The sequence below is a fragment of the Halobaculum sp. CBA1158 genome (assembly GCF_021431925.1).
Classification (GTDB): Archaea; Halobacteriota; Halobacteria; order Halobacteriales; family Haloferacaceae; genus Halobaculum.
Genome location: NZ_CP090371.1, coordinates 573,521 through 595,403 on the forward strand (window position 1 = coordinate 573,521; position 21,883 = coordinate 595,403).

22 protein-coding genes, 1 tRNA gene and 1 pseudogene are annotated in these 21,883 nt (G+C 68.2%); 14 read left to right on the plus strand and 10 right to left on the minus strand.

From position 1 onward, the window contains the following. Positions 1-77 precede the first annotated feature (77 nt). The 4 genes and pseudogenes from Hbl1158_RS02975 to Hbl1158_RS02990 form a co-directional block, all read right to left on the minus strand. The gene (locus Hbl1158_RS02975; protein ID WP_234298591.1) at positions 78-347 is read right to left on the minus strand and encodes an ArsR family transcriptional regulator; all 270 of its coding nucleotides are present in this window, start codon (positions 345-347) and stop codon (positions 78-80) included. Positions 348-2,846: 2,499 nt separating this feature from the next. After that, a pseudogene (locus Hbl1158_RS02980) lies at positions 2,847-2,972 on the minus strand (DNA replication protein); the annotation flags it as partial. Positions 2,973-3,010: 38 nt separating this feature from the next. Then, entirely contained in the window at positions 3,011-3,226 is a 216-nt protein-coding gene (locus tag Hbl1158_RS02985) for a hypothetical protein (RefSeq protein WP_234298592.1), read from the minus strand. A gap of 101 nt (positions 3,227-3,327) precedes the next feature. After that, a tRNA-Thr gene (locus tag Hbl1158_RS02990) sits at positions 3,328-3,400 on the minus strand. A 155-nt stretch (positions 3,401-3,555) separates the two neighbouring features. Here Hbl1158_RS02990 and Hbl1158_RS02995 point away from each other — a divergent pair. Continuing rightward, a complete protein-coding gene (locus tag Hbl1158_RS02995; protein ID WP_234298593.1) occupies positions 3,556-3,831 on the plus strand; it encodes a ribbon-helix-helix domain-containing protein in 276 nt (91 codons plus the stop codon). A gap of 27 nt (positions 3,832-3,858) precedes the next feature. Here the strand turns inward: Hbl1158_RS02995 and Hbl1158_RS03000 are convergent, their stop codons facing one another. From Hbl1158_RS03000 to Hbl1158_RS03010, 3 genes are all read right to left on the minus strand, one after another. Then, positions 3,859-4,050 carry a hypothetical protein gene (locus Hbl1158_RS03000; RefSeq protein ID WP_234298594.1) on the minus strand — a complete coding sequence of 64 codons (192 nt, stop codon included), beginning with the start codon at positions 4,048-4,050 and terminating at the stop codon, positions 3,859-3,861. A gap of 232 nt (positions 4,051-4,282) precedes the next feature. After that, positions 4,283-4,720, minus strand: a complete 438-nt coding sequence (locus Hbl1158_RS03005; RefSeq protein ID WP_234298595.1) for a universal stress protein — start codon at positions 4,718-4,720, stop codon at positions 4,283-4,285. Between the two features lie 26 nt (positions 4,721-4,746). Next, on the minus strand, positions 4,747-5,850 hold the full coding sequence (locus Hbl1158_RS03010; RefSeq protein WP_234298596.1) for a sulfite exporter TauE/SafE family protein: 1,104 nt from the start codon (positions 5,848-5,850) through the stop codon (positions 4,747-4,749). Positions 5,851-6,286: 436 nt separating this feature from the next. Here Hbl1158_RS03010 and Hbl1158_RS03015 point away from each other — a divergent pair, with 436 nt between their 5' ends. The 13 genes from Hbl1158_RS03015 to Hbl1158_RS03075 all read left to right on the plus strand — a co-directional run bounded on the left by Hbl1158_RS03015 (position 6,287) and on the right by Hbl1158_RS03075 (position 19,663). Then, complete coding sequence (locus tag Hbl1158_RS03015; RefSeq protein ID WP_234298597.1) at positions 6,287-6,724, plus strand: hypothetical protein; 438 nt, start codon at positions 6,287-6,289, stop codon at positions 6,722-6,724. A 220-nt stretch (positions 6,725-6,944) separates the two neighbouring features. Next, positions 6,945-8,984: a prolyl oligopeptidase family serine peptidase gene (locus Hbl1158_RS03020; protein ID WP_234298598.1), complete on the plus strand. Its 2,040-nt coding sequence runs from the start codon at positions 6,945-6,947 to the stop codon at positions 8,982-8,984. A 511-nt stretch (positions 8,985-9,495) separates the two neighbouring features. Beyond that, entirely contained in the window at positions 9,496-11,895 is a 2,400-nt protein-coding gene (locus tag Hbl1158_RS03025; protein WP_234298599.1) for a type II/IV secretion system ATPase subunit, read from the plus strand. Next, the gene (locus Hbl1158_RS03030; protein ID WP_234298600.1) at positions 11,888-13,849 is read left to right on the plus strand and encodes a type II secretion system F family protein; all 1,962 of its coding nucleotides are present in this window, start codon (positions 11,888-11,890) and stop codon (positions 13,847-13,849) included. The genes Hbl1158_RS03025 and Hbl1158_RS03030 overlap by 8 nt, the downstream gene beginning before the upstream one ends. Positions 13,850-13,974: 125 nt before the next feature. After that, on the plus strand, positions 13,975-14,646 hold the full coding sequence (locus Hbl1158_RS03035) for a hypothetical protein (protein ID WP_234298601.1): 672 nt from the start codon (positions 13,975-13,977) through the stop codon (positions 14,644-14,646). Continuing rightward, a complete protein-coding gene (locus Hbl1158_RS03040; RefSeq protein WP_234298602.1) occupies positions 14,643-15,206 on the plus strand; it encodes a hypothetical protein in 564 nt (187 codons plus the stop codon). Before Hbl1158_RS03035 ends, Hbl1158_RS03040 begins: the two co-directional genes overlap by 4 nt. A 77-nt stretch (positions 15,207-15,283) precedes the next feature. Continuing rightward, entirely contained in the window at positions 15,284-15,940 is a 657-nt protein-coding gene (locus Hbl1158_RS03045; RefSeq protein WP_234298603.1) for a hypothetical protein, read from the plus strand. Then, on the plus strand, positions 15,933-16,364 hold the full coding sequence (locus tag Hbl1158_RS03050) for a hypothetical protein (RefSeq protein WP_234298604.1): 432 nt from the start codon (positions 15,933-15,935) through the stop codon (positions 16,362-16,364). The genes Hbl1158_RS03045 and Hbl1158_RS03050 overlap by 8 nt, the downstream gene beginning before the upstream one ends. Then, complete coding sequence (locus tag Hbl1158_RS03055; RefSeq protein ID WP_234298605.1) at positions 16,361-16,888, plus strand: hypothetical protein; 528 nt, start codon at positions 16,361-16,363, stop codon at positions 16,886-16,888. Before Hbl1158_RS03050 ends, Hbl1158_RS03055 begins: the two co-directional genes overlap by 4 nt. A 643-nt stretch (positions 16,889-17,531) precedes the next feature. Next, a complete protein-coding gene (locus tag Hbl1158_RS03060) occupies positions 17,532-17,807 on the plus strand; it encodes a Fic family protein (RefSeq protein ID WP_234298606.1) in 276 nt (91 codons plus the stop codon). Between the two features lie 129 nt (positions 17,808-17,936). Beyond that, positions 17,937-19,217, plus strand: a complete 1,281-nt coding sequence (locus tag Hbl1158_RS03065) for a transposase (RefSeq protein ID WP_234298607.1) — start codon at positions 17,937-17,939, stop codon at positions 19,215-19,217. Beyond that, the gene (locus tag Hbl1158_RS03070; protein ID WP_234298608.1) at positions 19,183-19,497 is read left to right on the plus strand and encodes a hypothetical protein; all 315 of its coding nucleotides are present in this window, start codon (positions 19,183-19,185) and stop codon (positions 19,495-19,497) included. The genes Hbl1158_RS03065 and Hbl1158_RS03070 overlap by 35 nt, the downstream gene beginning before the upstream one ends. A 25-nt stretch (positions 19,498-19,522) precedes the next feature. Then, complete coding sequence (locus Hbl1158_RS03075) at positions 19,523-19,663, plus strand: hypothetical protein (RefSeq protein ID WP_234298609.1); 141 nt, start codon at positions 19,523-19,525, stop codon at positions 19,661-19,663. 191 nt (positions 19,664-19,854) lie between these two features. Here Hbl1158_RS03075 and Hbl1158_RS03080 read toward each other — a convergent pair whose 3' ends face one another. The 3 genes from Hbl1158_RS03080 to Hbl1158_RS03090 form a co-directional block, all read right to left on the minus strand. Then, on the minus strand, positions 19,855-20,685 hold the full coding sequence (locus Hbl1158_RS03080) for a bacteriorhodopsin (RefSeq protein ID WP_234298610.1): 831 nt from the start codon (positions 20,683-20,685) through the stop codon (positions 19,855-19,857). Positions 20,686-20,854: 169 nt separating this feature from the next. Beyond that, a complete protein-coding gene (locus Hbl1158_RS03085; protein ID WP_234298611.1) occupies positions 20,855-21,040 on the minus strand; it encodes a hypothetical protein in 186 nt (61 codons plus the stop codon). Between the two features lie 101 nt (positions 21,041-21,141). After that, positions 21,142-21,879 (minus strand): SDR family oxidoreductase, encoded by a 738-nt coding sequence (locus tag Hbl1158_RS03090; protein WP_234298612.1) that lies wholly within the window; start codon positions 21,877-21,879, stop codon positions 21,142-21,144. Between the last annotated feature and the right edge of the window lie 4 nt (positions 21,880-21,883).

Consider the following 21,883-nt stretch of genomic DNA (forward strand, 5'->3'; position numbering starts at 1 on the left):
GTCGAGCGCCCCCGGCTGGTTACGTATGTGATCGGGAGTTGGTACTAAAACGACAGCGGCAGCTATGGATACCGTAGCTACCGGCGTTTTGTGAGGGTATAGCGGCTGTATCGGGCATCTCCGCAAGTGATCCGTCGCTGGATGACGTTGGCCTCCCGGAGATCGGCAAGGGCATCGTGGAGCGTTTGCTCAGGGAGCGACGTTCGCGACCGCAGGGCGGGGAGGGTCAGCTCGCCGGCGTCACGGAGGACGAGGTAGACGACCTTCGCGCTCGGGGGGAGGTCCTGGACGCGAGCGTCGTCGACGCGACAGCTGTCGCTGGTCGGACCGGGCGGATCCCCGGTCATCGAGGGCTACCCCCCGCCGTCATCGGCGGCCTCCCGCCACTCCCACGCCCCCGTGGACGCGGTCGTCGACGTGGACGCCGCCTGATCACCCCCGCTCGAGTCCGCATCCGAGATCGTTGGGTCGCGGATCGCGAACGACCACGTATAGGAGTCCCATACGGGATCGTTCGCGGTTACACCGCCGAGGTCGGCAACACCGCTGTTCGGGAGACCGGACGTGGAGTACGTCGTCGCACCGTTCGCGCCGGCCTTCTCGAGCGCCTGGACGGGACCGTCGCGATCGCCGTCCTCGTCAGGCGTGAGCTTCCCCAACGTCTCCTGGACGTGGCGCTTACTGCAGCCGACCCGCGTCGAGATCTCCCGCGCCGTCATCGAGCGCGAGGAGTCGCGCAGCGTCTCGACGATCTGGCGCTGCGTCGAGGTGTACGTCCAGAGGACGCCGGGGACCTGCACGTCGGCGAAGCCGGGCGGCATCGCGTCGGTCCGGACGTACACGGTCGCGTGGCTCTCAGGATCGTCGGGGTTGCGAGCGTAGCGCCCGGCGGCCTGGGCCGTGTGGTTCTCGCGGACGCTCGCAAGGATCTCCGCGGCCGTGTCGGCATCCTCACCGACGAAGCCGCGGCCGTGGACCCGCTGCTGTTCGCCATCCTCACCCTCGGTCGTCTCGGGCTCGGCCTCGAGGTCGAGCTCGGCCAAGAGGTCGACGACGAAGTCGTCACCCGGGTCGATGCAGCCGTTAACGAGCCCGACGCGCTCGGTCGCGAAGTCGTTCCGGCTCTTCTCTTCGCCGTAGTGCATCGTGCTCGGGTCGACGCAGCCTGCGGCCTCCATCGTATCGCGGAGGCGATCCTCGACGGAGCTGGCCGTGATCGCCGTCCGGAACTTGTGACCGTGCGTCTCCTGGAGGTGATCGACGAGCGTCCGGACCTGTTGGGGCTGGTAGTATTCGCCACTCGCGAGCGGGCGGGTCGCCTCGCCGACCTGGACGACGCGGAGGCCGCGTTCGTACCGCCGCCACAACCGCCGCTCCTCGGGATCGAGTACGGGCTTGGTCTGGATCGACGGGTGGACGGCGACCATCCACCGCGGGCGGGCGGGGTGGGCGTCGAGACCGACAACCGAGCGGGCGAGCCCGAAGTCGGGAGAGTTGCGGACGGTCCGCACGTCGTTGTCCTCGTCGAGGACGACCGTCACCCAGCTCTTGTTCCAGCCCTCCTCGTCGACGGCGTGGCCGTCGAGGCGCGGCGGTTCGTACGGGGTCTTGCCGACGCGGCGGCCGTTGGCGCGCTCTTCGGCGTTGAAGATAGCCCTCGCGAGCGCCGGCGCGAGTGTGTGAGCGCGGTCGTCCTCGAAGTACCACTCGGGGTCGGGATCGGCGTTGATCGCGTCCTGGAGGGCCTCGCGCTCGGTGGCGGCGTCGTCGCCCCAGCCGTCGTGGCGAGCGGTCGCGACGAACGACTCCCATGTCGAGACGGGCGCGTCGATCGCCTGGAGGTAGGCCGTGATCGCTGTCCGGACGCGGTCGGTCGTGAGGTCCTGCGCGAAGTCGGGCTCTTCGTCGACGACGATGTTGGTCTGCATCCGGAGCCCGGGGACGTGCGCGAAGTTGTGCGTCGCGAACACGAGGTCGAGGTCGCCGCGCTCCTTGGCCGAGCGGAGCTCGTCCCACTGCCGGATCGCCGGGCACTCGGCGGCCTCTCCCTCCTCGAACTCGCCGGTGTCCTCGTCGTAGGTCGTATTCGATCCTCGGCAGCACGGGAGTGTGACACCCTGGTCGTTGTGCTGCTCGAGGCGCTGGTGGACGTAGCTGAACGGGAGGCCGCGGCCCTCACACATCGAGGCGATCCACTCGGAGGCGGCCTCGCCGTCCATGGTGATCACCTCGCGGTCGGCCTCGCTGTCGACATCGTCGACGTCTTCGTCCGCAGCGACAGGGTCGTGGTCGCCGGCGGCGACGGGGCACGCCTCATGGCGCGCGCGGAGTACGAAGTGATCGACGCCGGCCTCGCGCGCGGCCTCGATCGCCTCGTCGCGCGCATCGCGAGTGGCCTGCAGGTGGACGACCGGCTTCCCACCGGTCGCCTCCTGGAGGTGCTCGTCGGTCCCCCAGCTGGTCGTCGCGACGGTGTAGCTCTTCCCCAGCGACGTGGGCGCGTCGACGACGGCGGTGTCGCCGTTACGCATGACCTCGGTGATCGTCGAGAACAGCCGGTCGCGGGCCTCACGAGTTGTCGGCCACTCCAGGCCGCGTTGCTTCGCCGCCCGCCGCCGCTCGTCGTGATCGAGCGCGTCGAGTTGGGCGACCGGCAGCGCCGAGTGCGGCATCGCGACGCCGCTCCCCGTGCTGCTGGGCGAGCGATCGTCGTCGACGTCCTTCGTGCCGACCGTCTCAGTCGCCTCCTTGTCGCCCATCGCCGCCATCAGGAGGTCGTCCGGACTCGCCGCCTCGGGCTCGTCATCGTCGTCGGGACCGGGATCGTGGGGACTCCCGACGACCACCGCCGCGTCCTTCTCGACAAGTGGTTGCGCGTTGATCGCCGGGAGGTCGACGACGTCGCCCTCCTCGAGAGCGTAGTCCTCGCCGTCGACGCCGAGGATCGTTCCGATGTCCTGGAGGATGCGGACCTCGCGGGTCTCGCCGGGGTCGTCGACGAGTAGGTCCGTCATCGCTCACCCTCCAGGCGCTTGAGCGCACACCCCGGACACAATTCGACATCGGGCGCGACGGCCTCGCGGACGTGAACACCGACGTGGTACTCACCGCAGTCCTCACATTGGTCGGTGTCACGGCTGTCGGAGCGATCGCGCGGCTGGTCGTCAGGCTCGTCGGGCTCGTCGACGGGAGCGCCGCCTCCCCAGTCGGAGAGGTCCGAGCTCACGCCGAGACCACCCCCGTTGACCCCCCGGCTTCGGATGGAGCGTAACCATCCGGAGTTGCGACTCGGGGGTTAACCCGTGGGATGGTAAAGGAATTAGTTGAAGCCGGTGGAGGGATTTGAACCCTCGGCCTATTCCTTACGAAGGAATCGCTCTGCCAGCTGAGCTACACCGGCGCGTGCACTCCATCGTACTGCCATGACGGAAATAAGGATTCCGAATGCGCGACGCCGTGGGCCGACATCACACGGGGAATTCCGTCGCGGACCGTTGAGCACCCGGGAGCGAACCGAGAGACCGTCCTTTGTGTGATACAGTCGCATCACGGTCCGTGAGCACCGACACGAACGCCGGTGACGACCGGCTGGAGGAGATCAGCGTCCGCGTCCCCGAGAGCCCGCCGCGGCGTATCGAGGAGGAATGGGACCGTCGCGGGTACTCCAGCGAGTCCGAGGCCGTCCGTGACGCGCTGCGCGACCGGGTGCATCCGCCGGCGACGCCGTCCGAGGGGACGCTGGCCGACCCGGAGGAGAGTCGCGAACGGGCCGACCGAGGCGAGACGGTGTCGGCCCGAGCGCCCCGTGAGCGGCCGGGACTCGATGACTGATGTCGGGTACACCGAACGGGCCCTCGATCACTCGGACGGCCTCGACCCGCAGTCGCCGACCGTGTGACGAACGAAGCGGACGGGACCACCGAGTGGACCGAACACCGCCCGGAGCCACGTTCCGGGTTTCCTCACTCCAAGGTCCGGGTGGGCGATCACCGCGCCATCGGTACCTGGGACCGCGGAGCCGACCTCCTCCGCGTCGACGCCGTCGGTCACCGGCGGAGCATCTCAGAGCGAGACTTAGCCGTGAGTGCCTGCTCTTCCAATTCAGTGGCTCCGTTGGAACCCTGGAATCTGACGCAAAACCCGTGCGAGATACGGAGGCCGAGTTCAGCAGTATCCCGCGCTACGTTGCAGTACGGACGTGTGTGATTCCAGTCTGAGTTCAACAGGGATCGGGGGTATCGCCAACGGCGTCCCGACACGGGTCGCTATCGCGTGGAGGTTGTCACTCGTCGGCGATGCGGACCGTCAGTACCGGGACCGGTGACTGCCGGACTATCCGCTCCGCGATGGAGCCGATCAGGTAGCGGTCGATCCCCGTTCTGCCGTGAGTTCCCATCACGATGAGGTCGATGTCGGCCGCGTCGGCGTAGTCGAGAATTTCGGCGTGAGGGACGCCCGACTCGACGTGACGTTTGACGGCGATGTCATCCGGGAGCGCACCGACGGCGTCGTCGACGGCCTGCTCAGCGCGTTCGTGCTCGGCCTCCTCCCAGGCCTCGGTTCCCAGGCCCACACTCGGACCCTCGAATCGGTTGCGTGTGTCGACGACCGACAGCACGTGGACCGTCGCGTCGTGCTGTCGGGCGGGCGAGCCAGCGTGCTCGGCGATCGTCGACGCGCCGTCGCTACCGTCGGTCGGCAAGAGGATGTGATCGTACATGTGTGGACGATGTGTGTCTGATCGTGTCAGATCCCGGCCCCGCCGGCCATCAGGAACAGCGCGATCGAGATGAGCGTGAAGAGTCCGGCGACGCCTTTCTGGATGGTTCCGGTGTCTAGTGCGTTCGATACGTAGGGTGCGATCTGGCCGCCGGTGACCGTCGCAGGGACCGTGAACACGACCATGTTCCACGGGGTCGAGGCGAGACTCAGCGAGTGAACCCCGCCGACCCCGAACGCGCCGAGTATCGTCCCGCCGAAGACGTGGACGAGCGACGCGAGGATCGCCGTCGTCGCGACGACGATGTGGTTGGTCCCGATGGCGACCCGGGTGGGGACGTCCGTCCGGAGTTGGGAGATGATCCCGAGTTCGCCGCTGCCGAAGCCAGCCAGCCCCTGGAACGTCCCGCCGACGCTGTAGTTGGCGAACCGTTCGAGATACCCCGACCAGGAGTACTCGTAGCTGTCGCCGTCGCGATCGACCCGGGTGACTTCGCCCTCGTCGGTCGCGTCGACGCCCGCGGGGCCGAGCTTTCCGTCGTCGTCGGGGAGGTCCGTCGGCGAACCGCCGTCGGTCGAGACGGCGTCATCGGTCTCGTCCGGCTCACCGTGGCCGATGTCGGCGTTGAGCATCAGATAGCCGGCGACGAGCAGCGCCGCGCCGAGGGCCGCGTGGAACAGCGGCTCCGGAATGAAGAACGACAGCAGCGCCCCGGCGACGACGAACGGGACGCTCCCGGCGACGATCGTCAGCGCGAGTCGTCGATCGACAAGCCCGTACTGGATGAACGCGATCGACGAGGCCGAGAGGCCGAACGACTCGCTGATCAGCCCGACCTTCACGAGCGTCTCCGGTGTGAGTACCTCTCCCGCCAACAGCGGGAACACGAAGATCAGAAACGGCACGAACAGCGCCGAGCCGCTGATCCCGACCGTGTTGACGGTCGTCGCCCCGAGCAGAAAGAAGGGGAACAGCCACCAGTACTCCAGCCAGTAGCCCGGCCCGCCGCTCCCGCCGGTCGGTGCGGCGAACAGGACCAACGCCACGAACACCGCGGGCGCTGCGAAGACGAACACGTGCTGATACTTCAGAAACGACTTCTGGAGTCGTTGGGATCGAGTTGCACTCATCGGCAGTAATGTGTCAAATTGAGTTTATGTGGACGAAGTGGTCAAGAGTGAGCGGTAAGACATCGCCAGTAGACGACAGGGGAGTTGACGTTCGGGTGAGTTCCCCGTTCGGAGCGGAGGGTTGGGAATCCATCGCCGTACAGCTTCAACCGTTGGATCATGTACTGACCGGCCGGTAACGAATTCATGCGTAAAACATCTACGTCTCGACAGTCGTTTGTGGCCAATAAATAGTGAACAATACGGCGATTGATCGGTGTTCTCACGATAGTTCGGTTACGGGCTCGTGCCGACTCGCTTCCGAATCGGCCGTGTGGCCCGGGAGGGGGAGTTCGCTTACGACTCCGCCGTCTGTTCGTACCGCTAGCAACACGATACTCCCGCGACGTCTCTACTCCGGGTCTCTCCGTTCGGACCCCCCTACCGGTTCACGTTCGTGCCCGATACGCGCGCTGTATTCAGCAGGACTGCCGAAACCTCTCACCGAGTGAGAGTCTCAACGGGACCAATTCGGGGTGGTTCCCGATCGATCGGGGAGCGCCGGTGCCAGGCAACCCACCACGCTTCGCCCCCCGTACTCCCTCATCTCCGCCGAATCCGCGCGTCCAGACGGACGTTCCGTTCGTGGGGCGCGTACGGCCTCGACATCTTCGCTCAGACCGACGACGGTTACAGACGACTCCGTGAGGGGTCGAAGCACGACGAGCAAGTACCACGCGGCGTCGGCGACCGCTACGTCGCCGAGGCGGTCGAACTCGCCGCCGCCGACACCGCGGTCGACTCGATCGGCGCGGTGACGAACCCGATGTACCCCGAACTCGACCGGAAAGCGGCCGTCGAGTTCCATCGTGCCGCGCTGTCACGCACGCTTTGACACCGTCTTCGGACAACCGCTCCGCCATTAGCGAGATGGTATTACTGGATGGAATGAATGACAAGCTCTCCGGGATGGCCGACTTCGACGGGATCCCGGTGACGGTCGAGCACTAAGTGAAACCCACCGCCACGGCGGCAATCGAAACTCCAGTCAGTACCTAGTCTTCGAGGGGATGGCACGTTGTTTTTGTCACGGGGTTGTATTGACACGACAGAGTATGACTGATGGACCCTCTGACTCTCGAGAACTGACGCCGTACGGCGCATGGCCCTCGCCAATCGACGCCGAAACGGTCGCAAGCGACGGTATCGAGTTCGGACACGTGTCCGTCGACGAGGAGACGGTCTACTGGCGAGAGCAGCGTCCGCAGGAGGATGGGCGTGGTGCAGTTGTTCGGTACAACGGAGAGGACGCCGTTGACGTGACGCCCACGGACGTGAACGTCAGGACACTAGTCCACGAGTACGGCGGTGGCGACTTCACCGTCTCCGACGGGGTAGTCTACTTCGTCAACTACGACGACCAACGCGTCTACCGGCAGGCGGTCGATGCGGACGACAGCGGCCCTGAACCGATCACCCCCGAACCGGAGACAGAGCGCGGCCTCCGCTATGCCGATTTCGCGGTCGCCGCTGGCGGTGAGTATCTCTATTGCGTCCGCGAGGACCACGACGCCGCCGCCGGCGAGGACGGTGTTGACGAGCCTGTCACCGAGCTGGTCCGCCTGCGGACGAACGGTACGGAGGACCCGAAAGTAGTCGCCGACGGTCACGATTTCTATGCGTCGCCGACCATCTCGCCGGCGGGGGACCGGCTCGCCTGGCTCACATGGGATCACCCACGGATGCCGTGGGACGGCACCGAACTTCACGTCGCCGCAGTAGGGACGGACGGGACCGTCGCCGACGATCGTGTGGTGATGGGCGGACCAACGGAGTCCGTTTTCCAACCCGAATTCGCGCCCGACGGGACGCTCCACGCCGTCTCCGACCGAACCGGATGGTGGAACATCTACCGGCGTGAGGATGGCGGCGGGCCGGACGGGGCGGGGAACGCCGACGGTGATGCCTGGACGTGCGTCCGCGAGGAAGAAGCAGAGTATGGATCCCCGCAGTGGACATTCGGTCTTGCGACGTACGCACCTCTGGACGACGGCGATTTGATCGCGGTCGCGACCCGCGACGGCGAGCAGACCATAGAACGTATCGCACCCGACGGCACCGCCACGGACGTCGAAGTAGCTGCTGAGGGAATCGGCCAACGCGGGCACCCGATGCTCCGAACCGACGGGACGGCAGTCCACTTCGTCGCCAGCGGTCCCGCGACCCCAGCGCGCCTCGTTCGATTGAGCGACAACGAGGAGGTGGCCGTCCTCCGGAAGTCGAGCGACACGACGGTCGATCCATCGTACGTCTCGACACCGGATCACATCACCGTCCCAACACGCGATGGGGCGGAGACGCACGCGTTCGTCTACCCGCCGACGAACCCCGACGCGCAGGCACCCGACAGCGAGCGCCCGCCACTAATCGTGACCGCCCACGGCGGCCCGACGAGTGCCACCGCGCCGACGTACGACCTCACGACGCAGTTCTTCACCTCTCGGGGGTTCGCCGTTGCGGACGTGAACTACCGTGGCTCGACCGGCTACGGCCGCGCGTACAGGGAGTCACTATACGGCGAGTGGGGCGTCCGCGACGTGGAAGACTGCCTCGACGTGGCCCGACACCTCGCAGAGTCGGGACGCGTCGACGGCGATCGGATCGCCGTCCGCGGCGGGAGCGCCGGTGGATTCGTCGTCCTCTCGGCGTTGGCGTTCCACGACGAGGTCGCTGCGGGCACGAGTTACTTCGGCGTCGCCGATCTGGGTCGCCTCGCACAACTCACCCACAAGTTCGAATCGCGGTACCTCGACCAGTTGGTCGGTCCCTACGAGGAAGCACGCGAGACGTACGAGACACGGTCGCCGGTGAACCACGCCGACGCTATCGAGTCGCCCGTGTTGCTCCTCCAAGGCGCGGAGGATCCGGTGGTACCGCTCTCGCAGGCCGAAGAGATGGCCGACGCCCTCGCTGCGACCGGTGTGCCACACGACCTCGTCGTCTTCGAGGGCGAGCAACACGGCTTCCGCCGGGCCGACACTCGCCGTCGAGCCCACGAATCGGAGTTGGCCTTCTACGGGTCGGTATTCGGATTCGATCCGGCCAACGACCTCACGGATGCAGATGTGGACATCACAGTCGCTGGCGACGACTGATCGCCATCGGACCTGCGGTCGAACCGGAAGGAACGGCCGACGATACGGACAGACCCTAACGCCCGTTTGCGTTAGTGTGCGGTCCCCTGTCAACGTCCCGCGGAGGCTCGCCCCTCACGGCGTCGTCTGTAACCGCGGACCTCATCGTCGGCGACGTTTTTTCGTCGCGGCTTCAACCCCTCACGGGTTGAAGCGGAGACGGAGGTGATCACCGCCGGTGACGGGCTCCGTTACAGACGAACCCGTGAGAGGTTGAAGCAGTTTCGCCCAGGTCGTCACCCGCGCGGTCACGGGTTACAGATGAAGGTGGTTGAGGGTTCGACGGCACCGCCGCAACTACGCAACCGGAGGCGTCTCAGAGAACTACGACAGGACTCGACCGTCGCCCCGACTCGGCAGTAGTGAAACGCCGCCTGTCGGTCAGGTCATGGCACCCGGCACCAATTTCTATTCTCTCCAAATTTAATTTTTAATATAAAGTATTAAATACTATATCGAATCACAACCCGTAATGACCGATCCGACGGGCGATCGACCGACCGTCCCGCCGCCGGAACCGCCCGACTCCGTCGATGCGTGGTACGCGCCGGACGTGCGAGCGCAGTACGAGCCCTACCCGGGCGTCGTCGCGACCGTGCGCGAACGCGTCGGCGTCGGGGGCAGCGAGTTCGGCTACGAGACGCGAGAGCCGAGTCTCGGGCCGGCCGGCGAGCGCGCGGCCGCCGCCGTCGCCGACCGCTTCGACGCCGGGCAGCACCGTCGGCCGCTGACGCGTGCCGGCGCGGTCGAGCGCGCAGACGCGGGGTTCGAGCCGAAGTACGACCGCGCCGTCGACCGCCTCGTCGACGCCGCGCCGGCGCTTCGGCGGCGCGTCGACTACCACGTCCTCCGCGAGTTCCGACTGCTCGGGGCGGCGACGCCGCTGGCGCTGGACGACCGGATCGAGGTGGCCGACGTGAGCGGCGAGGACGGCCGCGTCGTCGTCCACACCACCGAGTTCGCGCCCGCGGCGACTGCCGTGTCCGTCGACGCCGAGTACGTCGGCCGCGTCGCCAGCGAGCGCCTCCGCAGCTACGAGGTGTCCTTCGAGGGGTTCGCGGTCGACGTGGTGGTGTACCGCGACCGACTGCTCGGCGAGGACCGCTTCGCCACGAAGTACGCCGTGCGCGAGCCGCCGCTGCTCCCCGGGGACGAGGCGCTGATCGCCGAGTGCAAGGAGCGCGTCTGGGAGACGACCGCCACCGAGGTCGTCGAGGACCGCACGGCGTTCGTCCGCGAGCGCGCCCGTCGGTTCCTCTCGCGGCGACTCACTGCCCGCGACACCCGAGCGTGGGTCGACGCGACCGCCTACCGCGTGCGGGCCGCGCTCGCGGCGTACGACCTGGCGGTGCCGCCGGTGGACTCCCGGTACGCCGACGACCGCCTCGCCGACCTGGTGTACTACGTCCTGCGCGACTACGTCGGCGAGGGCGTGCTCACCGTCCCGCTTCGTGACCCCCATCTGGAGGACGTGGAGGCGAACCGCGTCGGCGAGCGCGTGAAGGTGGTGCCGCGGGCCGGATTGGGTGCGGACGGACGCGTCCCCACGAACCTCTCGTTCGACTCCGAGTCGGCGTTCGTCAACGTCGTCACCCAACTGGCCGCACTCGACGGGACGGAGCTGAACGCCTCGAACCCCAGCGCGAAGGTGAACGTCGACCTCGACGGCGTCGCCGACACGATCCGCTGTGCGGTCGCGCTACCGGTCATCTCGACGGACGGTCCCCACCTCTCTGTGCGCAAGCAGTCCGGCGACCCGCACACGCCGGTCGACCTCGTCGAGTCGGAGACGCTCCCGACGGAGTTGGTGACGCTGCTGTGGCTGCTGTACGAACACCGCGGCGTCGTGCTGTTCTCGGGACCGACCGGCGCGGGCAAGACGACGCTGCTGAACGCGCACACGCCGTTCATTCCGTTCGACGCTCGCCCCGTCTCGATCGACGAGGGGAGCCGTGAGGTGCTGCTTCCCCACGAGACGGGCATCTCGCTGACCACCCGCGACCACGAGAACGAGTTCAAGCGCGTCACGATGGCCGACCTCATGACCGAGGCGAACTACCTGAATCCGGACGTGGAGGTGATCGCGGAGGTGAACACGCCCGCGTCGTTCGAGACGTTCGGCGAGTCGCTCAACACCGGCCACGGCGTGCTGGGCACCACCCACGCCGAGGACGTGAACGCGCTGGTCAACCGGGTGATCGAGCAGGGCCTCCCGCCGTATCTCCTCGGCGAGATCGACCTCGTGGTCTTCCCGCACAACGTCGACGGCGACCGCTACGTCGCCGAGGCGGTCGAACTCGCCGGCGACGACGCGCTCGCGAACTGCGCCGGCGCGGGCGGCGTCGTCGAGAAGGACGGCGCGGCCGTCGCGTGGAACCGCGTGCTCTCCCGGAGCCCGGACGGGACGTTCTCGTTCGCGTACGACCACCCGGACCTGGGCGACGACACGCGCCGTCTCGACCTCCGCGTGTTCCACCGGATCGCCGACCGGACCGATCGGACGGTCGAGGCCGTCGAACGGGAGTTCCACCGGAAACACCGGTACGTGCGATACCTCGTCCGCGAGGGCGTCACCGACTTCGAGGAGACGTTCGACTTCCTCGCGGACCTGCGTACCGACGAGGCCGCGACCGTCGAACGCGTCCGCCGCGAGACGACGCACGAGGCGGACGCCGACGGCGGCGGCGGTGACGGCGATAGCGACGGTGACGGCGACGGCGACGGTGGCGGCGACCGCGACAGCGATGGCGACGATACCATCTCACCGTCGACCGCGACCGCGTCCGCGAACGGCCGGACAGCGATCGACGGTGGTGCGGCCGGAGACGCCCGTACGCTCGACGGCGGTACGGCGGAGGGGAGACGTGAGTGAGTTCGCCGCCGAGCGCGACGGGAGCGATCCCGGCGGGATCGCCGCCGGCGGTGTCGCGCGCGCCGACGGCACCGGGGGCGCTGAGACGGGGGCCGGGAGCGGCCGAACCGACGGCCTCTCGGTCCTCGACCGCGCGCTGTACGCGCTGTTCTCCCGACACGCCGACACGCGCCGGCACGCGCTCGACCGGAAACGCTACCGAGGGGCCGCGATGGCGACGAGCTTCGACGTGTACGTCGCCCGCGCGTACGGGCTCTCGTGGCTGGCCTGTCTCGCCGTCCTCGGGTGGACGCTCGTCGTCGCCTCCGCGGTTCCGCCGGCGACCGTCGCCGGCGCGGTCGGCGGGGTTCTCGGGACGAGCGCACCGGTCGCGTCGCCCTCGCGACTCCACGTCGCCGCCGTCGCCGCGGGCGTCGCCGGCACCGCCGCGAAGTACGCGACCGTCAGGCTGGCCGGCGAGCGGATCCGGCTGCGAACGCGTGCCCGCCGCGGCGGGATCGAGCGGACGCTCCCCGGTGCGGCGCGGTTCCTGCACGCGCTCTCCTCGGGGAGCGACGGCCCGCGGGCCATGCTCCGGCGCGTCGCCGACAACGACGCCTACGGGGAGACGGCCGTTTCGGTCCGGACTGCGCTGACGACCGCCTCCCTGACCGGGAGCCTCAACCGCGGGATCGGTCGCGTCGCCCGCGACACGCCCTCCCGGGACGCGCTCGCGCCGTTCCTGTTGAAGTTCCGCGAGCACGCCGCCCAGGGAGACGACGCCCTGTCGGGGTACCTCAGGCTGGAGTCCCGGATGCTCGGCCACAGGGGCGAGCAGGCCCGCGAGCGCAACGCCGACCTGATGGAGTTGGTCGCGGAGCTGTTCGTCGTCCTGCTCGTGCTTCCGGCGCTGTTCGTCATCGTCCTCACGGTGATGAGCGTGCTCGCGCCCGGGCTGTCGGCCGAGATCGCGACGCCGCTCGGTGTGACGACTAAGCGCGCGATCGCCGTGTACGGCGCGGCCGCGTTCGTCGTCGTCGTCGGGATCGCAGCGGGGGCGATGGTCTCGGACCTCCGACCGACCGACCAGCGGATCGAGTACCGACTTCCGCGGTCCCCGACGGCGCTGCTGCGGTCGGTGCCGATCAACCCCGCGAGCGCGGCCGTTGCCCTGCTGCCGGTCGGAGGGCTCGCGCTCGTTGGCCTGTCTGCGGCCGGTGTCGACCCCGTGAACGCGATCGTGCTGGGGTACGCCGCGTACGCGCTCCCGGTCGGCGGCGTGGCGCTCCGGCGCGGTCGACTCGACGACGCCAAGGACCGCGAGATATCCGAGTTCGTCCACGCGGTCGCCGGCCACGTCGCGCTCGGCCGACCGCTCTCGATCGCCGTCGATCGCGTCGCCCGCGACGTGGATCTGGGGCCGTTGACCGCCGACGTGGCCGACCTCTCGTTCGCGCTCGGACTGGCGACGGGCCCCGACGCGGAGCTTCGAGCCGGGGCGCTCGATCGGTTCACCCGGCGCGTCGGGACGCCGCTTGCGGCCCAGACGATCGGCCTCGTCTCGGGCGCGCTCGACGCCGGCAGCGACGCCGACGCCGTGTTCGAGACGCTGCAGGCCGAGGTGGGTCGCCTCCACCACGAGAAGCGCGCGCTGCGCGCCAACATGTTCGTGTACGTCGCCGTCGGCTGGACGACCGCGCTGCTTGTCGTCGGGATCGTCGTCGCGGTGAACCTCACCGTGCTCGACGGCTTCGCCGACCTCGCGTCGCTGTCGACCGGCGGAGGCACGCTCGACCCGACCGCGGTCGACCCCGAGCGCGACGCCCGCCGCTTCTACGTCGTCGCGCAGGCGACGGTGTTCGCCTCCGGGCTGTTCGCCGGCGCGGCCGACCGGGGCGGCTACTCGATGCTGCTGCACTCGGGTGCGCTCGTGACCGTCTGTCTCCTTGCCTTCGCGGTCGCGGGGGTGATCTGAGCGTGGTCGCGCACCCGTTCGGCGGAGGCGACGCGGCCGATAGCGACCGGAGACGCTCCGGCGGCCGCCGAGCGTCCCGAGCCAGGAACCGATCCGACGAGCGGGGCCAATCGCACGTCGTCGGCGTGGCGATCCTCATGGGGATCACCGTCGTCTCGATGGCCGGGCTGACGGCGACCGTCGGGACCGTCGTCGAGTCGAACACCGCCGGCGTGGACGCCGGTCGCGTCGCCGCCGACCTCGACGCCGCGCTCGCGCCCGTCGAGGTGACCGGCGGCCACCGAGGGACCGTCTCGTTCACCGACGGTCGCCTGCGCACCGTCGAGCGGACCGTCCGCGTTCGCGACGCCGACGGGACGGTCAGAGCCGTCGACGCCGGCGGGATCGTCTGGAGCGCCGGCGATCACCGCGTCGCGTTCGTCGCCGGCGCGGTCGTCCGCGGCCCGCCCGGCAACGCGGTCCTCGCGGAGCCCCCGCCGGTATCGACGGCGGCGGGGACGGTCGTGGTCGGCGTCGCGACCGTCGGCGAGGAGCGCTTCGAGTACGCCGGCGGCGGGCGCGTCCCCCTGTCGACCCGGGTCGCCCACGACCGGCGCGCGCTCGGAACCGGCGAATGGCGCGTCGCCGTCGAGACGGAGACGCCCCGCCCGTGGGTCGAGTTCTTCGAGCGCCGAGGCGCGACCACAGACAGGGAGGACTTCGACGGCGACGGCGTCGACAGCGTCGTCGCCGCCTTCCCGGGCGAGCGGGAGTTCCACCTCGTCGTCCACGACCTGCACGTGGAGGACGGACGATGACCGCGGAGTGCGGGGCGGCGGCCGACGGGGGCGCGGACCGCGGCGTCGCGACCGACCGGACCGTGGTCGTCGAGCGCGGACGCGACAGGGCGGCGACCCCGATCGTCGCCAAGACGCTGGAGATCGGGCTCGTCCTGCTGTTCGTCGCCGGGCTCTCGGCGGCGCTGTTCGGCGGGGTCGTCCCCGACTACCGCGACGCCGCCGGCGATCGCCTCGCCGACCGGACGCTCGCGGGCGCGGCCACGGACGTCGAGCGCGCGGTCCCGCCGCCGGCGGCGACGGTTCGCGTGGAGCGGCGCGTCCGGCTCCCGGACACGATCCGCGGGGCCGCCTACCGCGTCGTCGCCGACGGCGACGGACTCCGACTGGTCCACCCGAACCCGGCGATCGGCGGGAACGTGCGCCTCGCACTCCCCGACCGGGTCGCGACGGTGACCGGAGCCTGGGAGAGCGGGATGACGACCGCCGTCGTCGTGGAGGGCGGCAGCGGGGTCGGCGCTGGCGGACCCGAGGCCGGGGACGGAGACGGATCCCTCGCGATCGAGTTGGTGAGCCGATGAACCCGAACCCGGAGCCACGACGGGGAAAGCGAGCGACTTCCCGCCGACGGTCGCGGTCGCGGTCGACCGGGCCGCGCGTGCGGTCGGAGCGCGGACAGACGAACCTCGCGGCGCTGGTGGCGGCGCTGGTCGTGCTCACGGCGACGGTCGGGGTGACGCTCGCGCTGGCCGACGGCGCGCTGGCTAGTGCGGATCGCTCTCCGGAGGAACGCCGGACGGCCGTGACCGCGACCGACCGGCTGGTGGCCGGCGACTCGCCGCTGACGCGACGTGCGAGCGTCCTCGACGACGACGCGATTGCGACGGCGACCGTCGGGACGGTCGTCGAGGCGGTCCCGCCGCTCGCGGACGCGGCGTTCCGGGTTCGCCTCGCCGGCGACACAGTCGTCGAGCGCGGCGACCCGACCGACGGGACGGCCTTCCGTCGGATCGTCGTCGTCGCGTCTGCCGAGGAGCGCACGCGGACGGTCGACGCCGCCGACGGGGTCACGCTCCCGCGTCGGACCGCGACGATCCGCTTGGCGTTCGGAGACGCCACGGTCGAGACGGTGCGTACGAACGGCCGGGTCGTCCTCCACCGACCCGGCGGCCTCCGGGGCGTCGAGACCGTCGACGTGTCCCGGGCGGAGACGCTGACGCTCACGTTCGACGCGAACGCGACCGGATCGGTGCCGGTGACGTATTTCCCGGAGCGGACGCACAAGGCGACGCTTGCGGTGATCGTCGATGCGTGAGCCGACGGGCGACTCGGCGTTCGACCGGGGACAGCTCTCGCTGCCGGTCGTCGAGGCCGCGGTGGGGGTCGCGTTCCTGCTCACGGTGGCGGCGTCGTTCGGGTTGGCGCTGCCGGAGCCGGGGACGGCGGAGGCGCAGTTGGACGCGTACGCCGACGACGCCCTCGCGGTGTTGAACGAGGAGCCGCCGCGACACGCCGCCGACACCCGGCTCGCGGAGGTGAGTCGCTCGCCCGCCGCGTTCGAGCGCGAGCGCGACGCCCTCGAGGTACGCGTCGCGCGGATCCTCGGCGACAATCTCCTGTTCCGCGTCGAGACGCCCCACGGGGCGGTCGGCCACGCCCGTCCGACCGCGACGGCGACGGGGCGGGCGAGCGCGACGACCCCCGGCGGCGAGGTCGTCCTGTGGGTGTGGTACGTGTGACCGACCGAAAGGCCACCGACCGCGGGCAGTTGGTCCTCCTGGCGGCCGCCCTCGCGGCCGCCGCGCTGGTTCCGATGGCGCTCGCGTATCTCACTCTGGGCGCGCACCCGGACGTGGCCGCGACCGCCGACCGCGACCGACCCGGCGAGTCGACCCTGCGGGCGCTCGACCGCGCCGCGACGAACGCGTCGGCGGCCGTCGACCGACGACCGTGGCGGGAGCGCGAGGAGACGGTCACCGACTTCGACGCCGCGTTCGCCGGCGATGCTCGCGGGATCGAGACGGCCCGACTGTCGGAGACGGTCGCCGTCGACGTGGCGTACAACGCCACGGCCGCGACCGCGTGGGCGGAGACGGCCTGTCCCACCGGCCCGAACCGCGCGTTCGGCGACTGCGAGGTCATCGAGGGAGTCGTCGTTCAGGACCGAGCGGGGGAGGCGACGCCGGTGGCGGTCGGGGTCGACGTCCGCGTGGTCGAGCCCGACGGGACAACGGAGCTGACCGTCGTGATCCGGGTCCGGTAGCACGGACGACGGCGGACGCGGACGGGGGCGCTGAGTCGGACCTCCTCGGCGCGGTCGCCTGTCTGACCGCCTCCGTCGGAGGTGAACCGGCCGTCGCCGTGCCGCGCTCGAACTCCGGCGAGAATCCGGACGAAATTCGGAAAACCGTTTTTGGTTCGACACGTCCACACACGTCCGGGCGTCGGGCGACCATCGGCGAGACACCCGAGGCGGGACCCGCCGGACGCGGCCGACGAGCGCGGACGACTCACCCGGTCCGGTCCGCGTTCGTCCGTCGCCGGTCATCCGGACGGGCGCTTCGGTCCGTCCCGGTCGTCGGACGCTCCGCAGCCATGCCACCGACCGCGTGCCGCCGGGGGCGACGCCCCACCTTGGCCATCGGCTCCGGCCCGCGGTCGGCGCGAGTCGGATCGCCGGGCGGGACCACGGCCGGTTTCCCCCTGACATGGAACCTCCGGTGTGCGGTTCCCCTCCACGCGGCGGTCCGGCCCCCCACGCTGTCCTCACCTCGACTCTTGTCACGCCGGTCGACGTTCTCGCGTTCGGTCACGGATATGAGGTGGCTGAATCCGGTGACTGCAGCGAGACGCTCCGTTCCTCTAAACGAAACGACTACCATGGTGGCCCTTTGACCTCGGAGTGAATGGGCGGATCGCTGTGGTACCCGTCGGTTGCGGACGTTCTGGCAATCCACGAGGACATCGTGGCGGAGTACCCAACCACGCCATCCGGGGTCCGGGACCGGGGCGACATCGAGTTCGTGCTGACGTACATCGAGGAGGGGTATTTCGATGCTGCGCCCGACTCAATTCACGAGAAAGCGTACCACCTCATGCGGCTGCTCGTCGCCACCCACCCGTTCGTGGATGCGAACAAGCGAACCGCGCTGAACACGGTCGTCGTATTTTACGGAAAGTAAAGGAGAAAGCCCCGCCATTCAGGGCGGGGATGAATCGGACACTACCTTTCACTAACCACGTTCGAGGGCAGGGCCAGATATTCCACGCCAATCCATACTATTAATTAATCTTATCGACATAGGTTACGCATGGCGAAACAGGTCGTCACCCGCACCTATACTGCTTCCATACGGAACCAGCAACAGGTGTCCGACGACCTCGATTCGCTCGGGTTCGCAGCCTCGAAACTCTGGAACGTCGGACGATGGGTCTGCGACCGCGTGTGGGGCGAAATCGGCCACATTCCCGGTCACAACGAACTCACCTCGTACCTGAAGTCACACGAACGCTATGATGACCTGCATTCGCAGTCAAGTCAGCGAGTCCTTCAAGAACTCGCTGAGGCGTTCAACGGCTGGTACGGCAAACGACGCAACGGAGACACGAGAGCAAACCCACCGAAGTACCGCAAACACGGCGACGAACACCCGCGTTCAACGGTCACGTTCAAAGCCGCCGGATTTAAGCTCGATACCAAGTACGAACGAGTCCGACTCTCGAAAGGCTCGAACTTGAAAGACTACTGGTCGGACTTCATCCTGTGCGAGTACCAGACTCGGCCCGACGTTGACCTCTCCTCCATAGAGAACGTTCAACAAGTCAGAGCCGTCTGGACTGGTGACGTGTGGGAACTACACTTCGTCTGCAAGGCCGAAATCGAAGTGGCCGAGTCTCCCGGTGAGAAGACTGTAGGTGTTGACCTCGGCATCAACAACTTCGCCGTACTGGCCTATGAAGACGGTCACAGCGAGTTATACCCGCTGAACTGCTTGAAGCAGGATGACTACTACTTCAGCAAGCGACTCGCCCAGTGTGACGATTCGGACTCCGAGCAGGCTACGCGACTGAACGAGAAGAAGTCGGCTCGCCGTACCCACTACTTCCACACACTCTCCAAACACATCGTTCAGCGGTGTGTTGACGAGGGTGTTGGAACAATTGCCGTGGGCGATCTCTCCGGCATCCGTAAGGATGAGGAGAACGGTGAGTCGAAGAACTGGGGGAAGAATGGCAACCTCGACCTGCACTCGTGGGCGTTCGACCGCTTCACCGACCTCCTCGAATACAAGGCTGAGATGGAAGACATCTCGGTTGAAGAAGTATCTGAGCGGGATACGTCGAAGTCGTGTTCGTGCTGTGGTCGGAAGCGTGACGCAAACCGTGTTGAGCGTGGGCTGTACGTCTGTGATTCGTGTGATACGGTGTCGAACGCGGACGTGAACGGTGCTGAGAATATTCGACAGAAAGTATCTCCGAGTCTGGCCTGTGATGGGGGAGATAGGAGTAACGGCTGGTTGGCACAGCCATCGACGTTCTTGTTTGACACGGAAACTGGTGCGTTCGCACCTCAAGAACAAGCTACGTCGTAAACCACAATATCCCAACGCGGTCGGGAATCCTCGCCCTTCAGGGCGGGGAGGATGTCAAGTCCTGAACGGGTACCGGTTCACCTACGACGAGGAGATCAGGACGATTCTGAAACGGTTCGGCACCGACGAGCGAACGGTCGGTGAAGCGGACGTGGGCGAGTACCTGCACACGCACACCGAGGAACTGGACTTAGCGGGGGAGATCGAGCGGTGGCGTGAAGATCTCCTGCAGTACGGTCTCAAGCAGTTGACCGGCGACTCGGGCGACCAGAAGGATTAACGACACGCCGGCTGTCAGTACTGGTATGGCGACCGAAGAGGGGGTCGAGTCGGAGTCGCCGCTCGATGCGGTGATGGAGGACCTCCGCCACGAACTGGTGCGGCGCGTAGCCGCGGCCGACCGGGAGGCGAACCGCGAGATCTACGACGCGCTCGAAGACGAGTAGCCGGGCGATTCGCTCGCCGTCTCTCGTCGCCGAATGTCAAGAATGCGCTAATTGGAACATCCGTTCTCAGATGTCGGTCTCGATTCACCGATCCGGCGTTCGGTCGCGTTACTGATCCGAGTCGGCTGAACTCTACGTTTGACAAGATGATTCGTTCGCCCGGCGAACGAACGTCCTCCGAACGGGACCGATCAGTCGTCGGCCGGCGCGGCCGCCCCGGCGCTGCCGGCGTTGGCGACCGTGCGCTCGTTGGCGGCGACCCACCGCAGCAGCAGGAACGCGAAGACGTACTTCGCGACGATGTCGAGCGCCGAGTACGCCCACGAGGTGAGCCCGACCGACTGCACGAGCGCCAGCCCCTCGACGCCGAGGGCCCACACGATCGGATAGCCGAGCCACAACACCACCGTGAGGATCCGGAGAGTGTCGAATATCTCGTCGGTGCCCGCGGCGGTCGCGGCCGCCGCCCACTCGGTCAACAGGGCGTACAGCACGACGGCGAAGAACGCGCAGCTGATCCCGTAGAACACCCACCGCATGAGGTACGAGGACGTGGTCAGCGCGGCCGCCAGCCCGGTGATGCACATCCCGACGTCCGCGGCGATCACGGTGAACAGGCTCCCACGGTCGACGTCGGCGAGCAGCCCCAGCGCGAGGAGGATCATGGGCGTCGACAGCGCCCAGGTGAGGTATCGGCCCCACTGACTCAACACCTCCTCGCCGGCGAGCGCGTGCCCCGCTGGCATCTCGATCAGTCCGACCGTCAGCCCGGAGACGAGCCCCGTGTAACTGGAGATCGACACCAGCGGGATCATGAGCGTCGCACCCCAGATCAGTTTCGCCCGACCGGAGGAGACGTTTCGGCCCATGTACACGAACAACAGCGCCGAGAGTCCCGCCAGCGCGATGTTCGCCCAGAGCGACGAACTGAGCAGGACGTCGCTTTGGATCTGTGAGAACACCTCCGACTGCGTCACCTGCAGCGGCGATACACCCGTCGACGGTACGCTTGGGGTGGGCATGCGAACGTAGTATGGGCGGGTCCGATATGAATCTGATACGACAGTATATAAATTTCGGACGGAACCGTTCGTGAGAACCGGATACAGCGGACGACACGTCGTCGCGCGACACTCGACCGTCGATACGGACTCGGCGGTGTCGACCCGGCGTCCGGATCGGAGCGCCCGGTCAGGCCGGCCGCGCGGTGAACCGTTCGTTCACCACCGCGTCGACGGTCGGATCGGACTCCAGCACCGCCAGACACGCCGAACAGACCGGGCGGTTTCGGAACGACCGCGGCGGCGACGCGTCGCTCACGCGGGCGACCGCCTCCTCGCCGGTGCAGGCTCGCCAGATCGCGCACTCGACGGACATACCATGTGGTAGTTGGTAACACACATATATAAGTATCCGCCCGCTATCCGACCGCCGGTCGCGACGCCGAGCGATCGCCCCCGAGGGCTCGCCGGCGGCGGTCAGAACCCGGAGAACTTGTCTCGGCGGTAGAGATCGAGTTCGCTCACGGTGTCTGTGCCCTCCTGTGAGAGGCAAAACCGGATGCCGTCGGCGATGGCCGCGGGGTCGGTCGCCTCCCCGTCGTCGAAGCGCTCCTCGAAGGACTCGCCCTGCTCGCTTGCGAACTCGGTGCGGACCTCCGTGGGGTTGACGACGCTGACCGCGACACCCTCGTCGCCGACGCTGCCCTCCAGGCTGTGGGCGAACCCCCGGACCCACCACTTACTGGCGGCGTACACCGGGTTGCCGGGACGAGGGTACTCGCCGGCGAAACTGGCGACGAACACGATCGTTCCCCCCGACTCGCGGAGGTGCGGAAGCGCCGCCCGCGCGGTGAAGAACGCGCCGTCGACGTTCACGTCGGTCATCGCGTGGTAGTCGTCGTCCGACATCGACTCCACGTCGCCCGCGAGTCCGATCCCCGCGTTGGCGACGACGCCGTCGAGCCCGCCCAACCGCTCGGCCGCCGAGGCGACGAACGACTCCACGCGCTCGGCGTCGGTCACGTCCACCGGGATCGCCGTCGCCTCGACGCCGTGGTCCGCGCGGAGTTCCTCGGCCAGGTCGGTCAGTCGGTCCTCGCGTCGCGCTCCCAGCGCGAGGTCGACGCCGGACTCCGCGAGCGCCCGCGCCGTCGCCGCGCCGATTCCCGAACTCGCGCCCGTGATCGCGACCGCGTCGCCCTCGATCGTTCGCATGGAT